Source organism: Streptomyces sp. NPDC053076, from assembly GCF_044546845.1.
In the GTDB taxonomy this organism is placed as follows: domain Bacteria; phylum Actinomycetota; class Actinomycetes; order Streptomycetales; family Streptomycetaceae; genus Streptomyces.
The window spans coordinates 65439-83485 of sequence record NZ_JBITZL010000013.1 but is presented as its reverse complement, the minus strand read 5'-3'; the positions used below and the strand labels follow the sequence as shown (position 1 = coordinate 83485).

Sequence of the window (18047 nt, the reverse complement as noted above, 5' to 3'; positions counted from 1 at the left end):
GGGCCTTTGTCCTGGCAGAGCACACGGTTCGGGCGAGTGGGTAAGCGAGCAATCTGGTGATGCGCGAGCTGGATGAGACGGCCGCTGGCGGCCCGATTGGGGCCCGCCTGGCCGCCTGGCGCCGCCGCCGGGGACTGACCCGGGATGACCTTTCCTCCAGCACCGGTCTGGAGCCCGATTACCTCGCCGGGCTGGAGACGGGCGGGGAGTGGATGGACCGCCGCGGCCGACTGGCGGCGCTGGCCACCGCCTTGCGGCTGGATGTCGCGGACCTGACCGGTCAGCCCTACCCGCCACGCGGGGAGGAGCACGCGGCAGTGCGGGCGGTCGCCTTCCACCTGCGACGCCGCATGGTCCGCCGACAAGCTGACACGGCCCCTGGCGTGCTGCTGGAAGACCTGGCGGAACGGACCCGGGCCGCCGCACGGGCCGATGCCGCGGGCGATGAGCACTATCTCGCGCTCGCGCTGCCGGAGCTGATCGGGGCGGCCGACCGCGCGATGGCCGCCGCTGCGGGGCCAGGGCGGGAGGAGGCGGTGCGGCTGCGCGTGGACGCGCATGTGCTGGGCGCCGGGCTGCTGCGGCGGCTGGGCTACAAGGACCTGGCGTGGATGCTATTGCACCGGGCTCGTCCCGGCACGCTCGAACCGCTGCCGGTGCTGGTCGAGGAGGTGCGGCTGTTGATCGATCTCGGCCTGCCGGAGTACGCGCTGGCCCGCGCCGAACGCGCCGAGGACGCCGGAGCCGACTGGGAACTGCCGGCGCTGTCCGCTATCGCCCAGGCCATGGCCGGACGCCGCCCGGAGGCCGAACAACTCCTTGCCGCGGCCGCCGAACGAGCCGCCGACGCACGGGAGTCGTCCCTGGTGGTCGCGGCCCGCGCCGCGGTCGCCGCCGAGTACGGCGACGCGGGCGAGGCCGCCGACCACGTCCGCGCGGCAGACCAGGAAGCCCTCAGCGGCGCGGGCCGCTCCGGTCTGCTGCTGGTCGCCGCAGCGGCCGAGGCCCGCCAGGACCGCGCCGACCAGGCCGCCGCCCGGCTCGTCGAGGCCGAAGCTGTGGCACCGCTGCGGCTGCGGCTGGACCCCTTCGCCCGGGACCTGGTCGCCGCGCTCATTGACCGCACCACCGTTCAGGCCGCGGCGGTGCGGAATCTGGCCGAGCGGGCCGGGCTGCGGTGATGCCGCTCGTCTTGGCGGGAAAGACCCCTGGGGGCGACAGGCTCGCCCTACGCTACGGCTGAGGCACGGGAGTTGAGGCGGGGGCGATGGACGAAGAGCAGGCCAGGCGGATCGGCGAGCGCCTGCGCTCGGCCCGCCGCCAGCGCGGGATGAGCCTGCGCAACCTCGCGGGACTGGCCGGGGTGTCGGTCGGCTACCTGTCGATGGTGGAGAACGGCCGGCGGCTCCTGGACCGCTCCAGCCACATCACCGCCTTCGCCGAGGCCCTGCAGATCGCCCCGTCCGAGCTGACCGGCCAGCCCTTCGCCCCGGCAGAGCCGCATGCGAGCGCGGCCCATGAGGCGATCCCGGCCCTGCGACTGACCCTGATGGGGATCACCATGGCCACCCCGCCGGACCGCCGCCCACCCCGGGTTCCAGTGGCGGTGCTGGCCGAGCGGGTGGAGAAGGCAAACCGGCTCTACCACGCGGCCGAATACGGCACCCTCGCCGCCGGGCTGCCCGCGCTGCTGTCCGACCTGCACGCCGCTGCCGAGGCCGCCATCGGTGCCGCCCGGCGCGCGATGCTGAAGCTGCTGGCGGACGCCTACCACCCGGCCTGCACGCTGCTGCTTAAGAACCTCGGCTACACCGACCTGGCGTTCATCGCCGTCACCCGGGCGTCCGAAGCGATCGCGGAACTGGACGATCCGGTCTACTCCGCCCTCTCCGGCTTCTTCCACACCCATGTGCTGATGTCCGCCGGCAGCCCTACTCAGGCCCTGGCCCAGGCCACCGCCGCAGCCAACACCCTGGAAGCCCATCTGACGAGCCCGGCCGCGCACGCTCTGCTCGGTGAACTCCACCTGATCTCCGCCACCTCGCTGACCCAGGACCGGCAACGGCCCGGGAAGGCCCGCGCCTCCGAAGTCCGCGGCCACCTCGCCGAGGCCGCGAACCTCGCCGGCCGCACCGGCGAGACGCGGTCCTGGCACCTGAACTTCGGCCCCACCAACGTCGGCATCCACCAGGTGAGCCTCAACACCGACCTGGGCCTGCACGGTGAGGCCGTCACCGCCGGGGACGGGGTACATCCCGAGGCCCTGGAACACGCGCCGGGGCGGCAGGCCGCCTTCCACGCCGATCTGGGCCGGTCCCTGTCCCATCTGCACGGCCGGGAGGCCGAGGCGGTCGCAGCCCTGCTGACCGCCGAACAGATCGCCCCCCAGCGCATCCACGCCAACGCGCCGGTGAGGAACACCGTCGAGTTCCTCACCGACCGGCAACTGCCCGCCCACACCGCCCGGGACCTGCGGGGCCTGGCCCACCGCATCGGCCTGCCACTCTGACCGGCGGCGCCTCTTCGCCCGGCTGGGGACATAAGCCCGTACGCGTCACAGTCGTAAGCGGCTGAGTACATTCACCCGTACACACCTCAGCGCGGAGTCCGTACGCGACGGAGCACGGTGCTTCGTACACGAACGCTCCCTGCGGCGGTCTTTCGTCGGCCCTGAACCGGTTGGGGGCCCGTGGGTTCACGACGGTGAACACCCCTGCGTGCTGGAGCTCTTACCCTCGGTCACGGTCCGGGCGGCTGCCGCCCGGAGAGAGGGTGAGCTGCACGATGTCCAGCACTGCGATGCACCACGACCTCCAGCTGATCTCTACGGCAGAGCACGTCCCGCTGGCCCGCCGCGAGACCGTCAAAGTCCTCGCAATCTGGGGTATGTCCGAGCAGGTCGTGGACACCGCGTGCCTGATCATCAGCGAGCTCGTGACCAACGTGGTGCGGCACGCGGCCGTGCTCTCGCCCACCGTCACGGTCACCTTCACCGTCGAGGACGAGGCCGAGCTGGTGCTGGCCGTCGCGGATGCCCACCCGTTCAAGCCGAAGCCTCTGCCGACTGCCCACGACCTCGGGGGCCGCGGCCTGTTCCTGGTCAACGCCCTGGTGAGGGAGGTCCATGGCCGGGCCGAGGTCGTCCCGGACCCGGCTACTGGCGGCAAGCGGATCGTCATCCGCCTGCCCCTGGTCCCCGTCCCCGCCTGATCCATCGCACTTCCGCGCCAAATCTCCGCAGGCGAATTCCCGTCACAAGAAAGGGACATGCTGATCTGATTCACCAACGCCGGTACTGACCTCGCCGGTGACCCTGGCGACAGGCACGCCCCCGAGGCCCCACGGCCCGACAAAACACACCCGCCGTCGGACCGCCTTCGGCGTCCGGACGACAGCAGCACCCGAACGACACCCCGAGAGTGCCAAGAGAGAAGGAGGCTCCGCGTGTTCATCGACATCCCTAGCGAACTCGAAGCCGCTCTGATCGACCGTTTTCTCCCGCCCTGGGAGCTGGACGGTTCGTCCCTGGCGCAGTCCACCATGGAGGAGTACCGGACCGAGCTGACGGTCACGCCGCGGTTCGAGGAGACCGCCGCGACGCTGCGCCACGCGCTGGCCGGAGAGGGGGGCGGATACGCCGTGCTGCGCCTGGGGAGCCTCACCAAGACGTTGGGGACTGGCGAGCGGTTCCGGCGGCTGGTTACGGGCTTCGCGGCCGAGGTGGCGGTCCCGTTCTCGCCCTTCCCGCGCTGGCCCCTCTGGAAGGACATCGGGGTCAAGGTCGACAAGGACCCCGGCAAGTCCAGCGGCATCGGATACAACGCGTTCCACATGGACCTGGTGAACGCGACCCTCCCCCCGGACTACACCACGCTCCTGTGCGTTCGCCCCGACCCGCTCGGCGGCGGCCCCAGCATCCTCTCCGACGCACACGCAGCGGTGGCGCGGCTGTCGGAGGACAGCCGCGCCCTGCTGGCTGAGTCGGCCTACCACTACGGGACCTTCTTCGACCTGTTCGGCGTGGGCGAGGAGTACAAGCCGTTCCCGGTCTTGGATGGCTCCGACCCGGGCGAGGGGTTCGTCCGGTTCACCGCCAAGATGCTGGAGCGGTCCCAGCTCGGCCAGGCTCACGCCGACGCCGCCAGGGAGCTCGCCGAGGAGCTCGTCCGAGGGCAGGTCTCCTTCATGCTCCAGCCCGGGGACTACCTCATCGTGAATCAGCGCCGCTTCCTGCACGGCCGGGAGGCGCTCCACAGCGGTCAGGAGAACGTCCCGGTCGCCGACCGGCGGCTGCTCCTCCAGCTGTTCCTGCGTGCGAGGGCCGGCGACGGCTCGGCCGCGTAGCCGGCGGACGGCACCGGTGACCCACCGAGTCCCACGCCCAGGTCCAGCCCCCGAGCACGCGGCACGGCCACGGGGCGGGGCCCGCTCGGGCACCCCCGGAAACAGACGCGCACCGGGCTCCCTGGGCCCGTGCGCGGAGCTAGATGCGAGAGTTGCGCAGCGACTGCCACACAGCTCCGGCCAGCGCCCGCGTCGACCGGGGAACCGACAGATGCTCGTGCTCGCGGTACAGGGCCCAGTTGTATTGCACGAGCGACAGCTTGTTGGAGGACAGCGACCCCGCCTGGTTGGCCCTGTACACCGCAAGCGGCTCATCCAGGCCCCGGGCGTCAGCGCCGTCCCGCATGATCGACAGCCAGAGGGCGTAGTCCTGGCGCTTGCGCATTTCCGGCATCAGCCTTGTGCCCAGGACATTGCGGTCGTACATGGCGGTGAGGGCACCGATGTGGTCTCGGACCAGCATCGCGCTGTAGTCCACGTGCTCCCGCGCACGGACCACCCGCCCGTTCGGGACCCAGTCGGTGCTCTCGCCGTCGTAGTCGGCGTCCATCTTGAAGTACGAGGTGAACGTCAACGGCGCAGTGCCCTCCGCGGCGAAGGCGAGCTGCTTCTCGGTCTTCTCCGGAAGCCACATGTCGTCGCTGTCGAGGAAGGCGATGTAGTCCCCGCGGGCCCGCTTGATCGCGAGGTTGCGGGCCCGGCCGGCACCGCCCCGCTCGGGTGCCGACTCCGGCAGGACGCGCTCGTCCTGCTCAGCGAACTCGCGGAGCAGGTCCATGGAGCCATCGGAGGACTGGTCGTCGGTGACCAGAAGCTCCAGGTCGCTGTGGGTCTGCGTGAGCACCGATCGGACGGCTGCGCCGAGCGTGGCGGCCGAGTTGTAGACGGGCATCACGACGGACACCAGGGGCACTGCGCTTCTCCTTGCTCGGTCAGGAACGACGGTCCATTCAAACACTGGAATCACTAGGAGCTGTCATGCATGTTGTTGTCGCTGGTCAGGGCTATGTGGGGCTGCCGCTGGCGGTGCGCGCCGCCGAGGTGGGCCACGGAGTCGTCGGCTACGACGTGGACACGGACCGCATCAAGCGGCTCACCGCCGGTGATTCGTACGTGAGGGACGTGGACTCCTCGCGGCTCCGCGCGGTGCTGGACTCCGGGGCCTACTCCGCGACCGCCGACACTGCCGCTCTGGCCGGCTTCGACATCGCGGTGATCACTGTGCCGACTCCGCTGACCGAGGGCGTGCCCGATCTGACCTACATCGAGTCCTGCGCCCGGACCCTGGGCGAGCACCTTCGCCCTGGCGCGACGGTGGTCCTGGAGTCCACGAGCTATCCCGGCACCACCGAGGAGCTGCTGCTGCCGATCCTGGAAGAGGTGTCGGGCCTCAAGGGTGGGGTGGACTTCCTGGCCGGATTCAGTCCCGAGCGGATCGGAAACAAGCGGTGGTCGTTCGACGGGACGCCGAAGTTGGTGTCCGGAATCAACACCACATCACTCGATGTGATCAAGGGTTTCTACGACGGCATCTTTCAGACCACGGTGCCGGTGTCCGGGACGAAGGTCGCCGAGCTGGCCAAGCTGATCGAGAATACCTTCCGATTCGTCAACATCTCCATGGTCAACGAGATGGCGATGCTGGCCGCTTCCCTCGGTGTGAACATCTGGGAGGCGATCGACGCCGCCGCGACCAAGCCCTTCGGATTCACGCGGTTCACCCCGGGGCCGGGAGTCGGCGGGCACTGCCTGCCCGTTGACCCGATGTTCCTCTCGTGGAAGGCCCAGCAGGAGCTCGGCGTCCCCTTCCGGTTCGCGGAACTCGCCGCCGACGTGAACCGCCACATGCCCGACTACGTCGTTCGGCGTGTCGTGGAAGGACTCGACAAGCGCGGGCTGCCCGCCAGAGGATCTCGGGTTCTGCTGCTCGGCCTGACCTACAAGTTCAACGCCACCGACCTGCGCAATTCCCCTTCGGCTCGTGTCGCCGAACTTCTCATCGACCTCGGCGCCGACGTGCGCGGCGCCGAACCCAACGTCCCGAGCGACGCCAAGCTGGACGTGCCCAGGGTCGATGCGACCCCGGACGAGGTAGCGGCTGCTGATGCGGTGGTTCTTCTCATGGACCACCCGCGATTCGACCTCCCGATGATCGAGAAATGCGCGACCTATGTTCTCGACTGCCGAAACCGCTTGTCAGGAGCGAATGTCGAGACCCTGTAGCTTCCGAACTCCCCTGGCCCGCTGCTGACTTCAACCCCAGGAGTTCCCTTGCGTGACGAATGGGAGAACGCCCACACGGACTACACCCGGCCCGCGCAGCGCCCGGCCCCGGCCTCGCTGGCCGAGAGCGAGGGCGAATGGCGCCGCTACCTGGAAGGTGACACCCCCAACGGCTGGCTGATCCAGCACAGTGCGATGACCGAAGCGCTCGTCAGCGGCCGGCCCATGTACCTGCTGCACACCACCAAGGACATCGCCGCCATCCGCACCAGCGGCGAGCTGCACGTCTCCACCGGTTGCCTGGTCGGGGCCCTGTACTGCTCCCCTCTGGCCCGTCAGCGCGAGGGACTGCGCCCGCACAACCTCGGGGCCTACCTGATGCAGACGAAGCCCAACACCACACCCGTGATCTTCGAGGTCATCCCGGACGCTCCGATCCCCACCAAGGGCGTGGACTATCTGCACCTCGGGGCCATTCACCTGCGCACCTACCTGCGCTACCAGAGCTTTCTCACCCTGGCCGAGAGCGACCAGCTTGACCATGCCGTGGCGGCCGGGCTGGGCGCCGCGGCCGTGTTCCTCGACACGGCTCTGCGCAACGCAGCCGGCCGCGCCACGGCGGCTCCCGAGTTCATCGACCAGTTGGCCGCTGCCGTGCCTGCCGTGCCGTTCCTCGGATACCTGTACTTCGAGGTGCTGTCCGAGTACCTGATGCTCCACTCCACGACCCCAGAGACCAAGAACTACGCCCAGGCCGGGGAGCTGAACAATTGGCTGTACAAGCGACTCGCGTTCGCCGCCGTGGACGGCATGCACCAGTTGTTCGACCTGGCCCGCTTCCACCCGCGCCACCAGCAGCTCGTCCAGCTCATCGAGGGTGTGGACCCGGCGCTCGCCCCGGGAGCTGCCGAGTACGTACGGCGGCGGTTGTCCCACCTGCTCGCCCGGACCGCGCTGCACCCGTCCCAGGACGCGGCGTCGGTCAGCTTCCGGGGCACTGATCTCAGCACGCTCCGGCACGTCGCGCCGGGGCTGATCGGTCAGATGGTCTTCCGTGAGATCCGGTACATGCCTCGCTACAAGCAGCTTTACCACTGCTTCGAGAAGGCCAAGGCGCTGGAGGCATGGGACTACTGGAACCACGAGGGCATCCCCACGCCGTTCAACGGCATCCTTCCCAAGGGCGAGATCGGGATACACCCCGTCTACCCGCGGTCAGCCGTCAGAGCGTGGACGGCTCAGCAGGACAGCAGAGGTCTCCTGCACCCGGTCCAGGAGGTGAACGCCGTCCTCACGCCGCACCTGGCGTCGTGGTGGGCGCCACCTCGCAACCGCAGCCGGAAGGCCACCACCGATCCGCGGATCACGGTGGACCGTAGTGCCTCGCTTCCCGCCCGCCACCTATCGATCAAGGGGATCTCCGCATGACCACGAAACCCCTGACCATCCTCACCGGTATCAACCGCACGTCCGAGCCCTCGTCCGGGAGCCTGATCCTCGTCAACGACCTGTACCGCGCCATGCCTGACACCCATACGATCTACCTCGGCCGGACGCCGGTCGATCAGGCGTGGAAGGCCGCGTTCGATCACCTGATCCCCCTCTCCACGACGAAACGCCCCCAGGGCCCCGGCTTCGCCGACTACGTGGACGAGCTGACGCGTGAGGTCGGTGCGCTCGTCGAGAAGATCCAGCCGAACGTCATTCACGCTCAGTACCTCGGGTTCGCTCTCAGCCTGGCCTTCAGCAGAACCGCTGGCAGCATCCCGATCGTCGCCATCGCCCACGGTCCCGACGTGATGGCGGCCGAGCGCAGCCCATCGGAACGCGAGGGCATGAATGAAGTCGCTGCCGCAAGCGCCGCGATCGTCGCCCCGACCTCTGCCCTCGCCGACCACATCGACCGTCTCACCGGACGCCGATTCACTGATCGACTCACCATCATCCCGTGGGGTATCCGGTTGAGCGATGCCCAGGTACGCGATCAACCGCCTACTGGAATCGGACCGCTGTCTCTGGTGCATGCCGGTCGCCTGGACGACAACAAATCCACGATCACCGCCGTCGAAGCCCTCGCTTTAACCGATCAGCCGCACCACCTGACCGTGATCGGCAAAGGAACGCTACGGGAGGGTCTGGAACAGCGGGCTCTCGAACTCGGGCTGCGGGACCGGGTTCGGTTCGATCCGTTCGTGTCCCGCGCCGAACTGTGGCGCCGCCTGCCGAACTTCGATGCCTTCGTCTTCACAACCAGAGGTCTGGAGGCTTTTGGGCTCGTCCTCATTGAGGCCCAAGCCCACGGACTTCCGGTTGCCTACTCCGATCTTCCCGGTGCGAGGGACATCCTCGGGAGCACTGGTGTTCCCTACACTCCTGGCGACCCGCGCTCGCTGGCCGTGGTCCTGGACGAGATGGGCCGGGACTTCCACCGGCGCCAGGCCCTGACCAAGGCGGCTCTCAATAACGCGCGCGGATACGACATCACGACCACCGGCCGCCGGCTACGCGAGCTGACGCTCTGCGTTACGAAGCCGTACGCATCGAAGCCATCATCGCCACCCTGACGACTTGCGCGTTGCTGCCTGGCCGACGACCTCGTCATGCGGCCAGGCAGCAGCGCAGTCTTGAGACACTCCCGGGCTGGAACAGGTTGACAGACCGCATAACGGCGGCGGATACCCAGGCGCACCAGGCGGGCCGGTCGGCGCCGGCGTCGCCCAGGTGTTTTTCCGCCGCGGCAAGGGCACGCAGCACGGCGCGTCGTTCGCTCCGGTCGCCCTGTGCGGCGAGGGTGCGGGCGAGGCGTAGCTGGAGCAGGCAGCGGGCGGCGGGGTTCTGGGCGCGGGTCAGGGCGTGGTTGAGGATGTTGGTTGCGGTGGTGTGGTCGCCTCGCCAGGCGGCCTGGTAGGCGAGGTCGCCCAGGAGGCCGGCGCCCATGTCGTGGTCTCCGGCTGCGTGGGCGTTGTGCAGGCCGGCGATCCAGTTCTGGCTGGCGTGGGTGTGGCGGCCCAGGTCGAAGCGGTGCCAGGCGACAGTCTGGGACAGGGAGGCCGCCAGGGTGTGCAGGCGCAGCCCGAGGGCGGGTGTGTAGCGGCCGTGTTCGAGTAGTTCGGTCACTGTAGCCAGGTGGGCATCCAGCAGTGTGGCGGTGTGCTGTCGCTGCTCGGGGGCGTGAGTGGCGAGTTGCTGGGTGGTGTTCTCCAGGAAGGCGACGAAGTCCTCGCCGATTGGTTTGCCGTCGCGGGCGCGGGCGAGTGCGCTTGTCGGGCCGGCGGCCCAGTCCGCGGCCAGCGCGGACAGGGCGGCGCCGGAGATCGTGAAAAAGGTACGGCGGTCCATCGCTGTTCGCAGAGCCTCTCTCAGGGCGGGCACGGAGCTGTCGGGTCCGAGCGGGACCACGCCGTCGGCAGTGAGCGGCAGCCAATTCGGCCAGTCATCGGCGCGGACGATGTCAGCGGGCCAGCCGAGCGCTTCGGCGATGTAGATCTGGGACTCGTCGTTGGGCTTGATGCCGCGTTGCCATTTACGCACGCGCGCCTCGTCCGTGCCTGAGCGCAGGCCACGCCGGGCGGCCGCAGCACGGATGTTGGAGACGAATTCCTCCATCGTCATGCCGAGCGCGAGGCGCGCAAGGGCCAGCGGGTGGCGGGTGGTCTCTTGCACGCCTTCATCCAATCACTCAGTGCGCATGAAGGGTGGCTGCTTCGCCTGGACGGGACCCCTGCGGGACCCCCGTCAACTTATCGACCCGGTCGCACAGTTGAGCTCATTGTTGCTCTTGCAGAGCGGCTCGTCGCCGGCCACTGCACCCTCGCCCAGGGTTGGCGTGCTGCCCGCCCCGGTCAGGGGCGGGCAGGCGGACCTCAGGGCGAGAAGTTCCCCTGCGGGCCCGTGGCACCACGGGCAGGCGGGCGGCAGGCGCTCGCACTGTCGGCAACTACAGCAACGGAAGTGAAGGAGAAGGCCCATGGAGTCCAAGTCCGATATCGCCGCCGTCAGCGCCTCGACGGAGGAGACCGAGGTCACCGGTCCCGTGGTGGTCGCCGTCGACGTCGAGGACGAGGAGTAGTCCCCGTCTCACGCGTCTTGACCTGGGTGCTCCCTTCCCGGCCCGTCCGGGCCCGGGTCGGGAGCACCCGTCGGTTCGAGGAGTGGAGGTCACAGTGATTCACGTGTTCGTCGGGCCGACGCTGCCCGGGTCCGAGCCGCAGCTCGCCGCCCCGGGCATACGGGTGTGGCCGCCGGCCCGGCATGGCGATCTGTTCGATCCAGCGATCCGCGGCGACGACACGGTGCTGCTCATCGACGGGCTGTATCACCAGGCGCCGGCCCTGCGCCACAAGGAGATCCTGGCCGCGATGGGCAGGGGAATCCGGGTCATCGGGGCGGCGAGTATCGGCGCGCTACGGGCCGCCGAACTGGCCCCGTTCGGGATGCTCGGCGTCGGCCGCATCTACGCTGCCTACGCCCAGGGGGAGATCGACGGCGACGACGAGGTGGCGGTCGGACAAGCCCCGGACGGCGCGCTCGGTGCACTGACCTGGCCAGTGGTCAACCTCCGGCACGCCCTGGAGCTCGCCCAGTCGGCCGGAGTCCTCGATGACGAGCGGGCCGCCAGGCTCCTGGCAGCGTTGCGAGCGGTCTACTACCCGCAACGCACCTGGGCCGCCGTACGGGCCGTGTGTCGCCGCCAAGGCGAGACGGACCTCGCCCGGTGGCTGGCCGAGCGACGCGCGCAGGACGAGCACTTCGGCGACCTCAAGCGTGCCGATGCCCTCGGGGCCGTAGGCACCGTCTTGGACGGCAGGGGGCAACCACAGGTTGATGTCCCACTGGCGCCTGCGGTGTGGGAGACGACGTACTTCCGGCGCTGGGCCAACGCCTTCGCTCGCACCTGTGTGGACGGGCTGGGGATGGCCACCGAAGACCGCCTCGTCTACCAGCAGGTCTTCGGCCCGCTGTTCGCCAAGACGTGGGCCGTCTACCTCGAGCACCGCTCTCTTCGTCCTGCCGACGGCGGGCGGGGGGTTCCGCTGGCGGTGCGGCTGGCCCAGGTCACCGGCGGCGACCTGCCCGCCGACCGCGTGTTCCGCCCTTCGGTCGATCTGCGAGACGAGCAGACGGTGGCCCTGCTGCTGGCCGGCGAGAAGAGGCAGGACCGCCAGGCGGTCGCCCGGTACGCCGACGCTCTTGCGGCCGAGCGCCGCTCCCGGCCCGGGTTCACGGTCGCGGCGGTGCGTGACGACCTGACGCGTCGGCTCCTGTTGCGAGTGTGGCGGTGCCCTGAGCAGGACTTCGACGCGGAGGCGTCCGCGCGCGGACTGGTCTGCGGAGCCGGTGCAGTCGCGGCGGCCAAGCGGTTCGTACCCGGGCTGCTTCAGGACATGAGAGAGACCACCGAACGGACGGAGGCGGCTGGTGTTACGCAGTGACGACCTGGTGGCGCTGTCGGGCACGGTACGGGCCCGGACGCCGGAGGAGACATGGGAAGCAGTGAGCGGACGCCTGCCGGAGTTCGGCATCACCCGCCTCGCGGACCTGACCGGCCTGGACTTGATCGGACTGCCGGTGTGGACGGCAATCCGGCCCGCCTCGCTGACCCTGAGCACGTCCCAGGGCAAGGGCGCCACACCTCTGTTGGCGAAGCTGTCGGCGGTGATGGAGGCGATCGAGTTGTGGCACGTCGAGCAGCCGCTGCCCGTCGCCGCGTACGGGCCGGCCGCCGAGGTCGCCCCCGACTGCCCCGTGACAGCCCTGCCGATGACCGTCCCATACCCCGAGCACACCCTGGCCCGAGTGGTGTGGGAGTGGACCCCCGGCACCGGCCTGGTCAGCGGCCGGGAGGCGCTGTTGCCGGTCGACCTGGTCCGCCGCCGCCTGCAGCGGCCGGAGTGGAGCCCGGATCTGCTGCGCGCGACCAGCACCGGCCTGGCATGCGGGAACACCCGAGACGAGGCGCTGCTGCATGCCCTGTTCGAGGTGGTGGAGCGGGACGTGCTCTACCGGGACGGGCAAGCTGGCGGCCGGCGGCGCACCCTCATCGAGCCCGGCACGGTCGACGACCCGCATGGCCGTGAAATCGTGGACCGGCTGCTGGCCGCGGGCATGGCGCTGGAGATCGCGCTGGTGGCCGGCCCGTACGGACTGCCGGTGTGCGTCGCCTACCTGTGGTCGGAGGACTTCCCGGTCATCTTCGCCGGCGGCGGCTGCCACATCAGTCCGGCGATCGCGCTGACCCGGGCGCTGACCGAGGCTGCGCAGTCCCGGCTGACCGCCATCGCCGGAACCCGCGACGACCTGCCCAGCGACCCCGCCTCGTTCGACACCGTCCCCTTCCCTCCCGCCACGACCGCTGAGCTGACGTCGTGGCCGCAAGCCACCGGCCACTTCATCCCGGCGGGCGGCGGCTTCGCCGAGCAGGCCATAGACGTGGCGCGCCGGGTCGCGCACGTGACCGGACACGAGCCGGTGGTCCTGGACCTGTCCGCCCAGGGCGCCCCCGTCCACGCCGTGCAGGTGGTCTGCCCCGGCGCCCGATCAAGGATGAGAAGGTCGATGCCCCGATGAACCCCACCACTACGGCGCCGCCCGGCGTCTCGCCCCCGCCGGGCGGCGGGCGCTCCGCGCAGTACGACGCCTTCCACGCCGCCCGCGCCCGCACCGATCTGGTCTCCCGCCTGTACGCCGCGGCAATGGGCGAGGACTACCCCGTCGAGGTCGCCGCCTCCGGCTCCTGCGACTGGCCCCTGCTGGGGCTGATGACCACGCGGCTCAGAATGCGGCCCGGCCAGCTCCTCGTGGACGCGGGCTGCGGCACCGGCGGCATCGGCCTGTGGCTGGCCCGCGCCCTCGCCCTGCGCCTGGAGGGCTTCGACCTGTCTTCCGTCGCCATCGCCCAGGCCGCCGAGCGGCGCCCCCGGTTCGGCCTGCCCGCCGAGCGAGCCGCGTTCCGCGTCGCCGAGCTGGAGAACACCGGCCTGCCCGACGCCAGCGCCCACGGGATCGTGTGCGTGGACGCCTTCGGCGGCGCCGCCGACCCGAGCGCGGCAGTACGCGAACTCGGCCGCGTCCTGGCCCCGGGCGGCCGGCTGGCGATGACCCGGGCCACGCGGCGAGGCGCCGCCCCTGCCTGGACGGAGCAGGCCCGCGCCGCCGGCCTCACGGTCGAGCACGTGGACGAGCGACCCACCGAGCCCGCTCTGTGGGAGCGGCTCTACCGACTGTGGATCGCCCACGTCGACGACCTGCGCAGGGAGCTGGGCGAGGACCAGGCGCAGAACATGCTGCGCGAGGCCCGCCAGGTGCTGCCCGCACTGCCGGGCCGCCGCGCCGTGGTGCTGACCCTGCGACGCCCCGCAACCTCCCCGGCCGGGCCCGTTGCGGCCGATACGATGCCCCGACCCGGCCGCCCCGACGAGAGGACCCCCCAGTGACCCCGCACCGCTCCACCCGTGCTGCGGTGTTCTCGGCCGGTTCCTGGGGTACAGCCGTGGCCAAGATCCTGGCCGACGCCGGAACGAGCGTCACCGTGCACGCCCGCCGCGACGAGATCGCCGACGCGATCAACACGACCCACCGCAACCCCGGCTACTTCCCGGACATCAAGCTGCCCATCAACCTCAGCGCGACGACCGACCCGGCCGCCGCCCTGAACGGCGCGGACTTCCTGGTGCTGTCCATCCCCGCGCAGAGCCTGCGGGCCAACCTCGCCGCGTGGGCGCCGCACATCGGACCCGACACGGTGATCGTGTCGCTGATGAAGGGCATCGAGCAGGGCAGCCACCTGCGGGCGAGCCAGATCATCACCGAGGTAACCGGCGTGGACGCCGGCCGCGTCGCGGTGCTGTCCGGCCCGAACCTGGCACGCGAAATCATGGACGGCCAGCCCGCCGCGGCCACCGTCGCCTGCGTCGACGAGGGCGCCACCCACCGCTTCCAGAAGGCATGCCACACCGGCTACTTCCGCCCCTACACGTCCACCGACGTGACCGGCTGCGAACTGGGCGGGGCCGTGAAGAACGTCATCGCCCTCGCGGTCGGCATCGCCTCCGGTATGGGCCTGGGCCACAACGCCCAGGCCATGCTCATCACCCGCGGCCTGGCGGAGACCACCCGCCTCGGCATCGCCATGGGCGCCGACCCGCTCACCTTCTCCGGCCTGGCCGGCATGGGCGACCTGGTGGCCACCTGCTCCTCTCCGCTCTCCCGTAACCGCACCTTCGGCACCCACCTCGGCACCGGGCTGAGCGTTCAGGAGGCGACGGCCGCCACCCGGCAGACCACCGAGGGCGTCAAGTCCGCAGAAGCGATCCTCGCCCTGGCCCGCGCCCACGACGTCGAGATGCCGATCACCCAGGTCGTCTCCGCCCTGCTGAACGAGAAGGTCACCCTCGGCGAGGCCGCCGCCGCACTGATGCAGCGGCCTCCCAAGTCCGAGCGCTGACCCCCGGGCCCCGCCGGCGCGGGCCGCCCCCTTCTACACCTCCTCCCACCCGGAGGTTCCTGCCCATGCGCGCATCCGTGCTGTCCGCTGTCCAAGTCGCCGTCACCATCGCCCTGGCGGCGTGGATGACCACCGGCTTCACCCGCCTGTCCGGCCGCTGGCTGCGCTGGAAGATGTTCTGCCGGGCCACATTCACGATCATCACGCTCACCGGCACCACCATCGATGGCCGTACCGAGCCGGTGAACGTATACGAATACCTCTCCCCGGGCTCCTTCATCCTCGGCCCGCCCCAGCTCCAGACGATCCTCGACCACCTCACCCACGGCGGGCGGTACGACCGGATCGACGGCCACGGCCGCGTCCTGTCCGCCCGCGGCGAGCAGAGGGTGGAAGTGAGGAGCAGCCATGTGGTTCTTTGACGCTCTCGCCTCCGGTTTCCAGCACCCCACCGACCCCGCACGGCTCCAGTGGTTCCGGATCATCTTCGGCACCGTGCTCACCGCGCGGTTCGCCCTCGCCTTCGGCCAGGGCGGCTGGGACCGCTTCACCCCCAGCTCCCTTAGCGCCCACCTTGCCAAACAGCGCCTCGGCCCCGCCCAGGCCCGCCTCCTGACCGGTGTCTACCGGCCCGCGCTGATCGTCCGTACGTGCGCCGCCCTCGCCCTGGCCCTCGGCCTCGCTCCCCGCCTCGCGCTGCTGGTCGTCCTGCCCGGCGCCGCGATGGAGCTGCTGTACCTCAAGAGCCCCAACGCCGTCCGCTACACCCTGCTGACCGGCACCTGCCTCCTGTTCGCCGGGGACCTTGGCCACGGCCTCGCCGTCGAGCACGGCGCCAGCACGGCGAACACCTGGGCGCAATGCCTGCTCGTGTTGATCACGACGGACATCTACTGGAACAGCGCCTGGCAGAAACTCCGCTCCCCACAGTTCCGCAGCGGGCTCTACCTCGCGCAGTGGGTCCACACCTACACCCAGGTCCGCGAGCAACTGCCCTACCGGCGCCAGTTCGCCGTCCCTGGCCTGGTCCGACGGTATGCCGGCAACCTCACCGACCAGGACGTCCGCCTCTGGCGCCTGGTCGCGGCCGGTGTCATCGCGGCGGAGACTGCGCTGCCGCCCGCGCTGCTCATCCCGCAGACGATGCCGTACGCTGTCGCCGCCGGCACCGCCATGCACGCCGCTTTCACCTGCCTTAAGCCCCGCCAGCTCATCACCTTCTCCGGCCTCACCCTCGGCACGTACGTCGCCTTCGCTTGAGACCATCGGCCTCATGGGCCAGGCACTCCCGTCCCAAGCAAGGTGGCCGCGCTGTGGTCGGGCAAGCCGGTCACCGTCCGACTGGATGACCTGGACAAGATCTGCGCCGCCCTCCAGTGCACGGTGGCGGACCTGATGGAGGCCGAGCCGGTGGCGGCGGCCGAGGGACGCTCGGAGACCGGGCAGCGCGCCGTCGGCGAGAGCGGGCCCGCACGCCCGATTCCCAGGCCGGGCAGCGGTGGAGCCCGGCGTTCGCTGCCGCCGAACTGACGGTCGGCCGGTGATCACCTCGTCGGTCACCGTCATCGTGGCGCCGACGGGGTACGCCCGTCACCCGCGAGCGGAGTGCGACTTCAGCGGATGCGGTGCTTCCGCCAGAAGGGGCCGAGGTCCCTGTGCGTCATCGACTGTGCGGCCTTCTTGAAGTCGATGGTGGTGGAGACGCCGTACCAGTGGTCGTGGGCGTACTTCTTGATGAGGCGCGCCATGGTGCCGGCCCCGAGGACGTGCTCCAGGTCGGCCAGGACGCAGGGGCCGATCCCGTACACGACCTGGAAGTACTCGCCACGGTGTGTAGACCAGTAGGCCATCGAGTTGGTGAGCGCGGTGGTGGCGCTCGGCCAGGAGTCGTCCGGCGAGCACTCGAACCCGTCCCAGCGGTAGTAGCGCGCGTTGGCGTACTGAGCGAAACTCTCGTCCAGCCAGGGTGAGTTGTACTCGTCGTTGCCCACGACGCCGTACCACCACTGGTGGGCGATCTCATGGACGGTGGCGCCGCCCTCCTCCTCGGTGCCGAGGATGACCAGGCCGGGGTACTCCATGCCGCCGGCGAACCGGGGGGTCATCACGAGGTCTATCTCGCCGTACAGATAGCGGCCGAACTCTCTACCGAACCGGTCGATGGCGGCGACGCCGTCCTTGCGGTTGAGGCGGACACCGGCGGCGGGCGTGTTCGGCGACCAGTACGACTTCACGCGCACGCCGTCGGGCGAGGTCTGGGTCGCGGTGCGGAACGGGCCCGCCGCCCATGCGAAGTCCCGCACCCGCTTGGCGACGCTGTGGGTGACCGTACGCCCGGTACCGCCGGGGCGGGTCCATGTGCTGCCGGTCGCCGGGACCTTGAGGGCGGACGGGTGGTCGAGGCGCACCCGGAAGTCGCTCGCCAGGGTGTAGAAGCTCTCGCCGTACGACACGGACGGATCGAGGTGCCACCCCCTCGCGTCGTGCACGGCGAGGACCGGCAGCGCGTTGCCCAGGAAGCGGAACGCGCCTTCGCGGCCGAAGCGGTTGTTGCGTGCGGGCACGGTGAGGGCCACGTCGAAGGAGACGGCCGTCCGCTCACCGCGTGCGAGCGGCCTCGGCAGAGTGATGCGCAGCGCCGTGCACTTCACGCCGGGGCGGCCCGGAGTGCCGCCGCGCACGTGGGAGACGCGGACGGGGGACGGTCTTCCGGATGTCACGCAGCCGTCCTCGCCATTGCCCCACAGACGTATGTACACCTCACGCAGGGGCCGGCTGGAGGCGTTGCGGAAGGACACCGTCTGCCGGCCCGCCCAGTGGGAGCCGTCGGCGTCGGCGCGCAGCTTCACGTCGTAGCTGGGACGGTCGGGCGTCGCGGGTTCGGCCGCTCTCACCGCGGCGCCGGGCGCCGGGCCGGACGGCGTGCCGGCCTCGGCCACGGTGGAGCCTGCAGTCGCGAGCAGCGCGAGCAGGGCGACCAGGAGACGGCGACCGGTTCTTGAGGGGCCCGTGGGCGACGAAGGCAACGAAGGCATGG

16 protein-coding genes and 1 pseudogene are annotated in these 18047 nt (G+C 70.4%); 14 read left to right on the top strand and 3 right to left on the bottom strand.

Annotated features, from left to right (window positions below; genetic code table 11):
• The first annotated feature begins 59 nt into the window (after positions 1–59).
• The 4 genes from ACIGYR_RS35825 to ACIGYR_RS35810 all read left to right on the top strand — a co-directional run bounded on the left by ACIGYR_RS35825 (position 60) and on the right by ACIGYR_RS35810 (position 4344).
• The gene (locus ACIGYR_RS35825; RefSeq protein ID WP_399608176.1) at positions 60–1181 is read left to right on the top strand and encodes a helix-turn-helix domain-containing protein; all 1122 of its coding nucleotides are present in this window, start codon (positions 60–62) and stop codon (positions 1179–1181) included.
• A gap of 86 nt (positions 1182–1267) precedes the next feature.
• Entirely contained in the window at positions 1268–2509 is a 1242-nt protein-coding gene (locus tag ACIGYR_RS35820; protein WP_399608174.1) for a helix-turn-helix domain-containing protein, read from the top strand.
• 275 nt (positions 2510–2784) lie between these two features.
• Positions 2785–3210, top strand: a complete 426-nt coding sequence (locus ACIGYR_RS35815) for an ATP-binding protein (RefSeq protein ID WP_399608171.1) — start codon at positions 2785–2787, stop codon at positions 3208–3210.
• A 234-nt stretch (positions 3211–3444) separates the two neighbouring features.
• Positions 3445–4344 carry a TauD/TfdA family dioxygenase gene (locus ACIGYR_RS35810; RefSeq protein ID WP_399608169.1) on the top strand — a complete coding sequence of 300 codons (900 nt, stop codon included), beginning with the start codon at positions 3445–3447 and terminating at the stop codon, positions 4342–4344.
• Positions 4345–4483: 139 nt separating this feature from the next.
• On the opposite strand, the gene ACIGYR_RS35805 is transcribed toward ACIGYR_RS35810, so the two are convergent.
• A complete protein-coding gene (locus ACIGYR_RS35805) occupies positions 4484–5257 on the bottom strand; it encodes a glycosyltransferase family 2 protein (protein ID WP_399608167.1) in 774 nt (257 codons plus the stop codon).
• A 65-nt stretch (positions 5258–5322) separates the two neighbouring features.
• Here ACIGYR_RS35805 and ACIGYR_RS35800 point away from each other — a divergent pair, with 65 nt between their 5' ends.
• Genes ACIGYR_RS35800 through ACIGYR_RS35790 form a run of 3 tightly spaced genes read left to right on the top strand, consistent with a single transcriptional unit; the run spans position 5323 to position 9131 of the window.
• Complete coding sequence (locus ACIGYR_RS35800) at positions 5323–6567, top strand: nucleotide sugar dehydrogenase (protein WP_399608292.1); 1245 nt, start codon at positions 5323–5325, stop codon at positions 6565–6567.
• Positions 6568–6615: 48 nt separating this feature from the next.
• Positions 6616–7995 (top strand): hypothetical protein, encoded by a 1380-nt coding sequence (locus ACIGYR_RS35795; protein ID WP_399608165.1) that lies wholly within the window; start codon positions 6616–6618, stop codon positions 7993–7995.
• On the top strand, positions 7992–9131 hold the full coding sequence (locus tag ACIGYR_RS35790) for a glycosyltransferase family 4 protein (RefSeq protein WP_399608162.1): 1140 nt from the start codon (positions 7992–7994) through the stop codon (positions 9129–9131). The genes ACIGYR_RS35795 and ACIGYR_RS35790 overlap by 4 nt, the downstream gene beginning before the upstream one ends.
• Before the next feature lie 34 nt (positions 9132–9165).
• On the opposite strand, the gene ACIGYR_RS35785 is transcribed toward ACIGYR_RS35790, so the two are convergent.
• Complete coding sequence (locus ACIGYR_RS35785) at positions 9166–10230, bottom strand: XRE family transcriptional regulator (protein WP_399608160.1); 1065 nt, start codon at positions 10228–10230, stop codon at positions 9166–9168.
• A gap of 509 nt (positions 10231–10739) precedes the next feature.
• Between ACIGYR_RS35785 and ACIGYR_RS35780 the strand changes: the two genes are divergently transcribed.
• The 7 genes and pseudogenes from ACIGYR_RS35780 to ACIGYR_RS35750 form a co-directional block, all read left to right on the top strand.
• Positions 10740–11999: a TfuA-like protein gene (locus ACIGYR_RS35780; RefSeq protein WP_399608158.1), complete on the top strand. Its 1260-nt coding sequence runs from the start codon at positions 10740–10742 to the stop codon at positions 11997–11999.
• Positions 11986–13134, top strand: coding sequence for a YcaO-like family protein (locus ACIGYR_RS35775; RefSeq protein WP_399608155.1), 1149 nt, complete (start codon positions 11986–11988; stop codon positions 13132–13134). The genes ACIGYR_RS35780 and ACIGYR_RS35775 overlap by 14 nt, the downstream gene beginning before the upstream one ends.
• Positions 13131–14000, top strand: coding sequence for a class I SAM-dependent methyltransferase (locus ACIGYR_RS35770; RefSeq protein ID WP_399608152.1), 870 nt, complete (start codon positions 13131–13133; stop codon positions 13998–14000). The genes ACIGYR_RS35775 and ACIGYR_RS35770 overlap by 4 nt, the downstream gene beginning before the upstream one ends.
• Positions 13997–15010 carry an NAD(P)H-dependent glycerol-3-phosphate dehydrogenase gene (locus tag ACIGYR_RS35765; RefSeq protein WP_399608150.1) on the top strand — a complete coding sequence of 338 codons (1014 nt, stop codon included), beginning with the start codon at positions 13997–13999 and terminating at the stop codon, positions 15008–15010. Before ACIGYR_RS35770 ends, ACIGYR_RS35765 begins: the two co-directional genes overlap by 4 nt.
• A gap of 65 nt (positions 15011–15075) precedes the next feature.
• A complete protein-coding gene (locus tag ACIGYR_RS35760) occupies positions 15076–15432 on the top strand; it encodes a hypothetical protein (RefSeq protein ID WP_399608148.1) in 357 nt (118 codons plus the stop codon).
• A complete protein-coding gene (locus ACIGYR_RS35755) occupies positions 15419–16270 on the top strand; it encodes a hypothetical protein (RefSeq protein ID WP_399608146.1) in 852 nt (283 codons plus the stop codon). The genes ACIGYR_RS35760 and ACIGYR_RS35755 overlap by 14 nt, the downstream gene beginning before the upstream one ends.
• A gap of 27 nt (positions 16271–16297) precedes the next feature.
• A pseudogene (locus ACIGYR_RS35750) lies at positions 16298–16540 on the top strand (helix-turn-helix domain-containing protein); the annotation flags it as partial.
• Positions 16541–16623: 83 nt separating this feature from the next.
• Here the strand turns inward: ACIGYR_RS35750 and ACIGYR_RS35745 are convergent.
• Positions 16624–18045 (bottom strand): M1 family metallopeptidase, encoded by a 1422-nt coding sequence (locus ACIGYR_RS35745; protein ID WP_399608144.1) that lies wholly within the window; start codon positions 18043–18045, stop codon positions 16624–16626.
• Positions 18046–18047 lie beyond the last annotated feature (2 nt).

Coding starts and splice junctions, on each gene's coding strand:
- ACIGYR_RS35815 (WP_399608171.1), top strand. CDS start 2,785: ATGTCCAGCACTGCGATGCACCACGACCTCCAGCTGATCTCTACGGCA.
- ACIGYR_RS35790 (WP_399608162.1), top strand. CDS start 7,992: ATGACCACGAAACCCCTGACCATCCTCACCGGTATCAACCGCACGTCC.
- ACIGYR_RS35770 (WP_399608152.1), top strand. CDS start 13,131: ATGAACCCCACCACTACGGCGCCGCCCGGCGTCTCGCCCCCGCCGGGC.
- ACIGYR_RS35760 (WP_399608148.1), top strand. CDS start 15,076: ATGCGCGCATCCGTGCTGTCCGCTGTCCAAGTCGCCGTCACCATCGCC.
- ACIGYR_RS35820 (WP_399608174.1), top strand. CDS start 1,268: ATGGACGAAGAGCAGGCCAGGCGGATCGGCGAGCGCCTGCGCTCGGCC.
- ACIGYR_RS35800 (WP_399608292.1), top strand. CDS start 5,323: ATGCATGTTGTTGTCGCTGGTCAGGGCTATGTGGGGCTGCCGCTGGCG.
- ACIGYR_RS35825 (WP_399608176.1), top strand. CDS start 60: ATGCGCGAGCTGGATGAGACGGCCGCTGGCGGCCCGATTGGGGCCCGC.
- ACIGYR_RS35755 (WP_399608146.1), top strand. CDS start 15,419: ATGTGGTTCTTTGACGCTCTCGCCTCCGGTTTCCAGCACCCCACCGAC.
- ACIGYR_RS35745 (WP_399608144.1), bottom strand. CDS start 18,045: ATGCCTTCGTTGCCTTCGTCGCCCACGGGCCCCTCAAGAACCGGTCGC.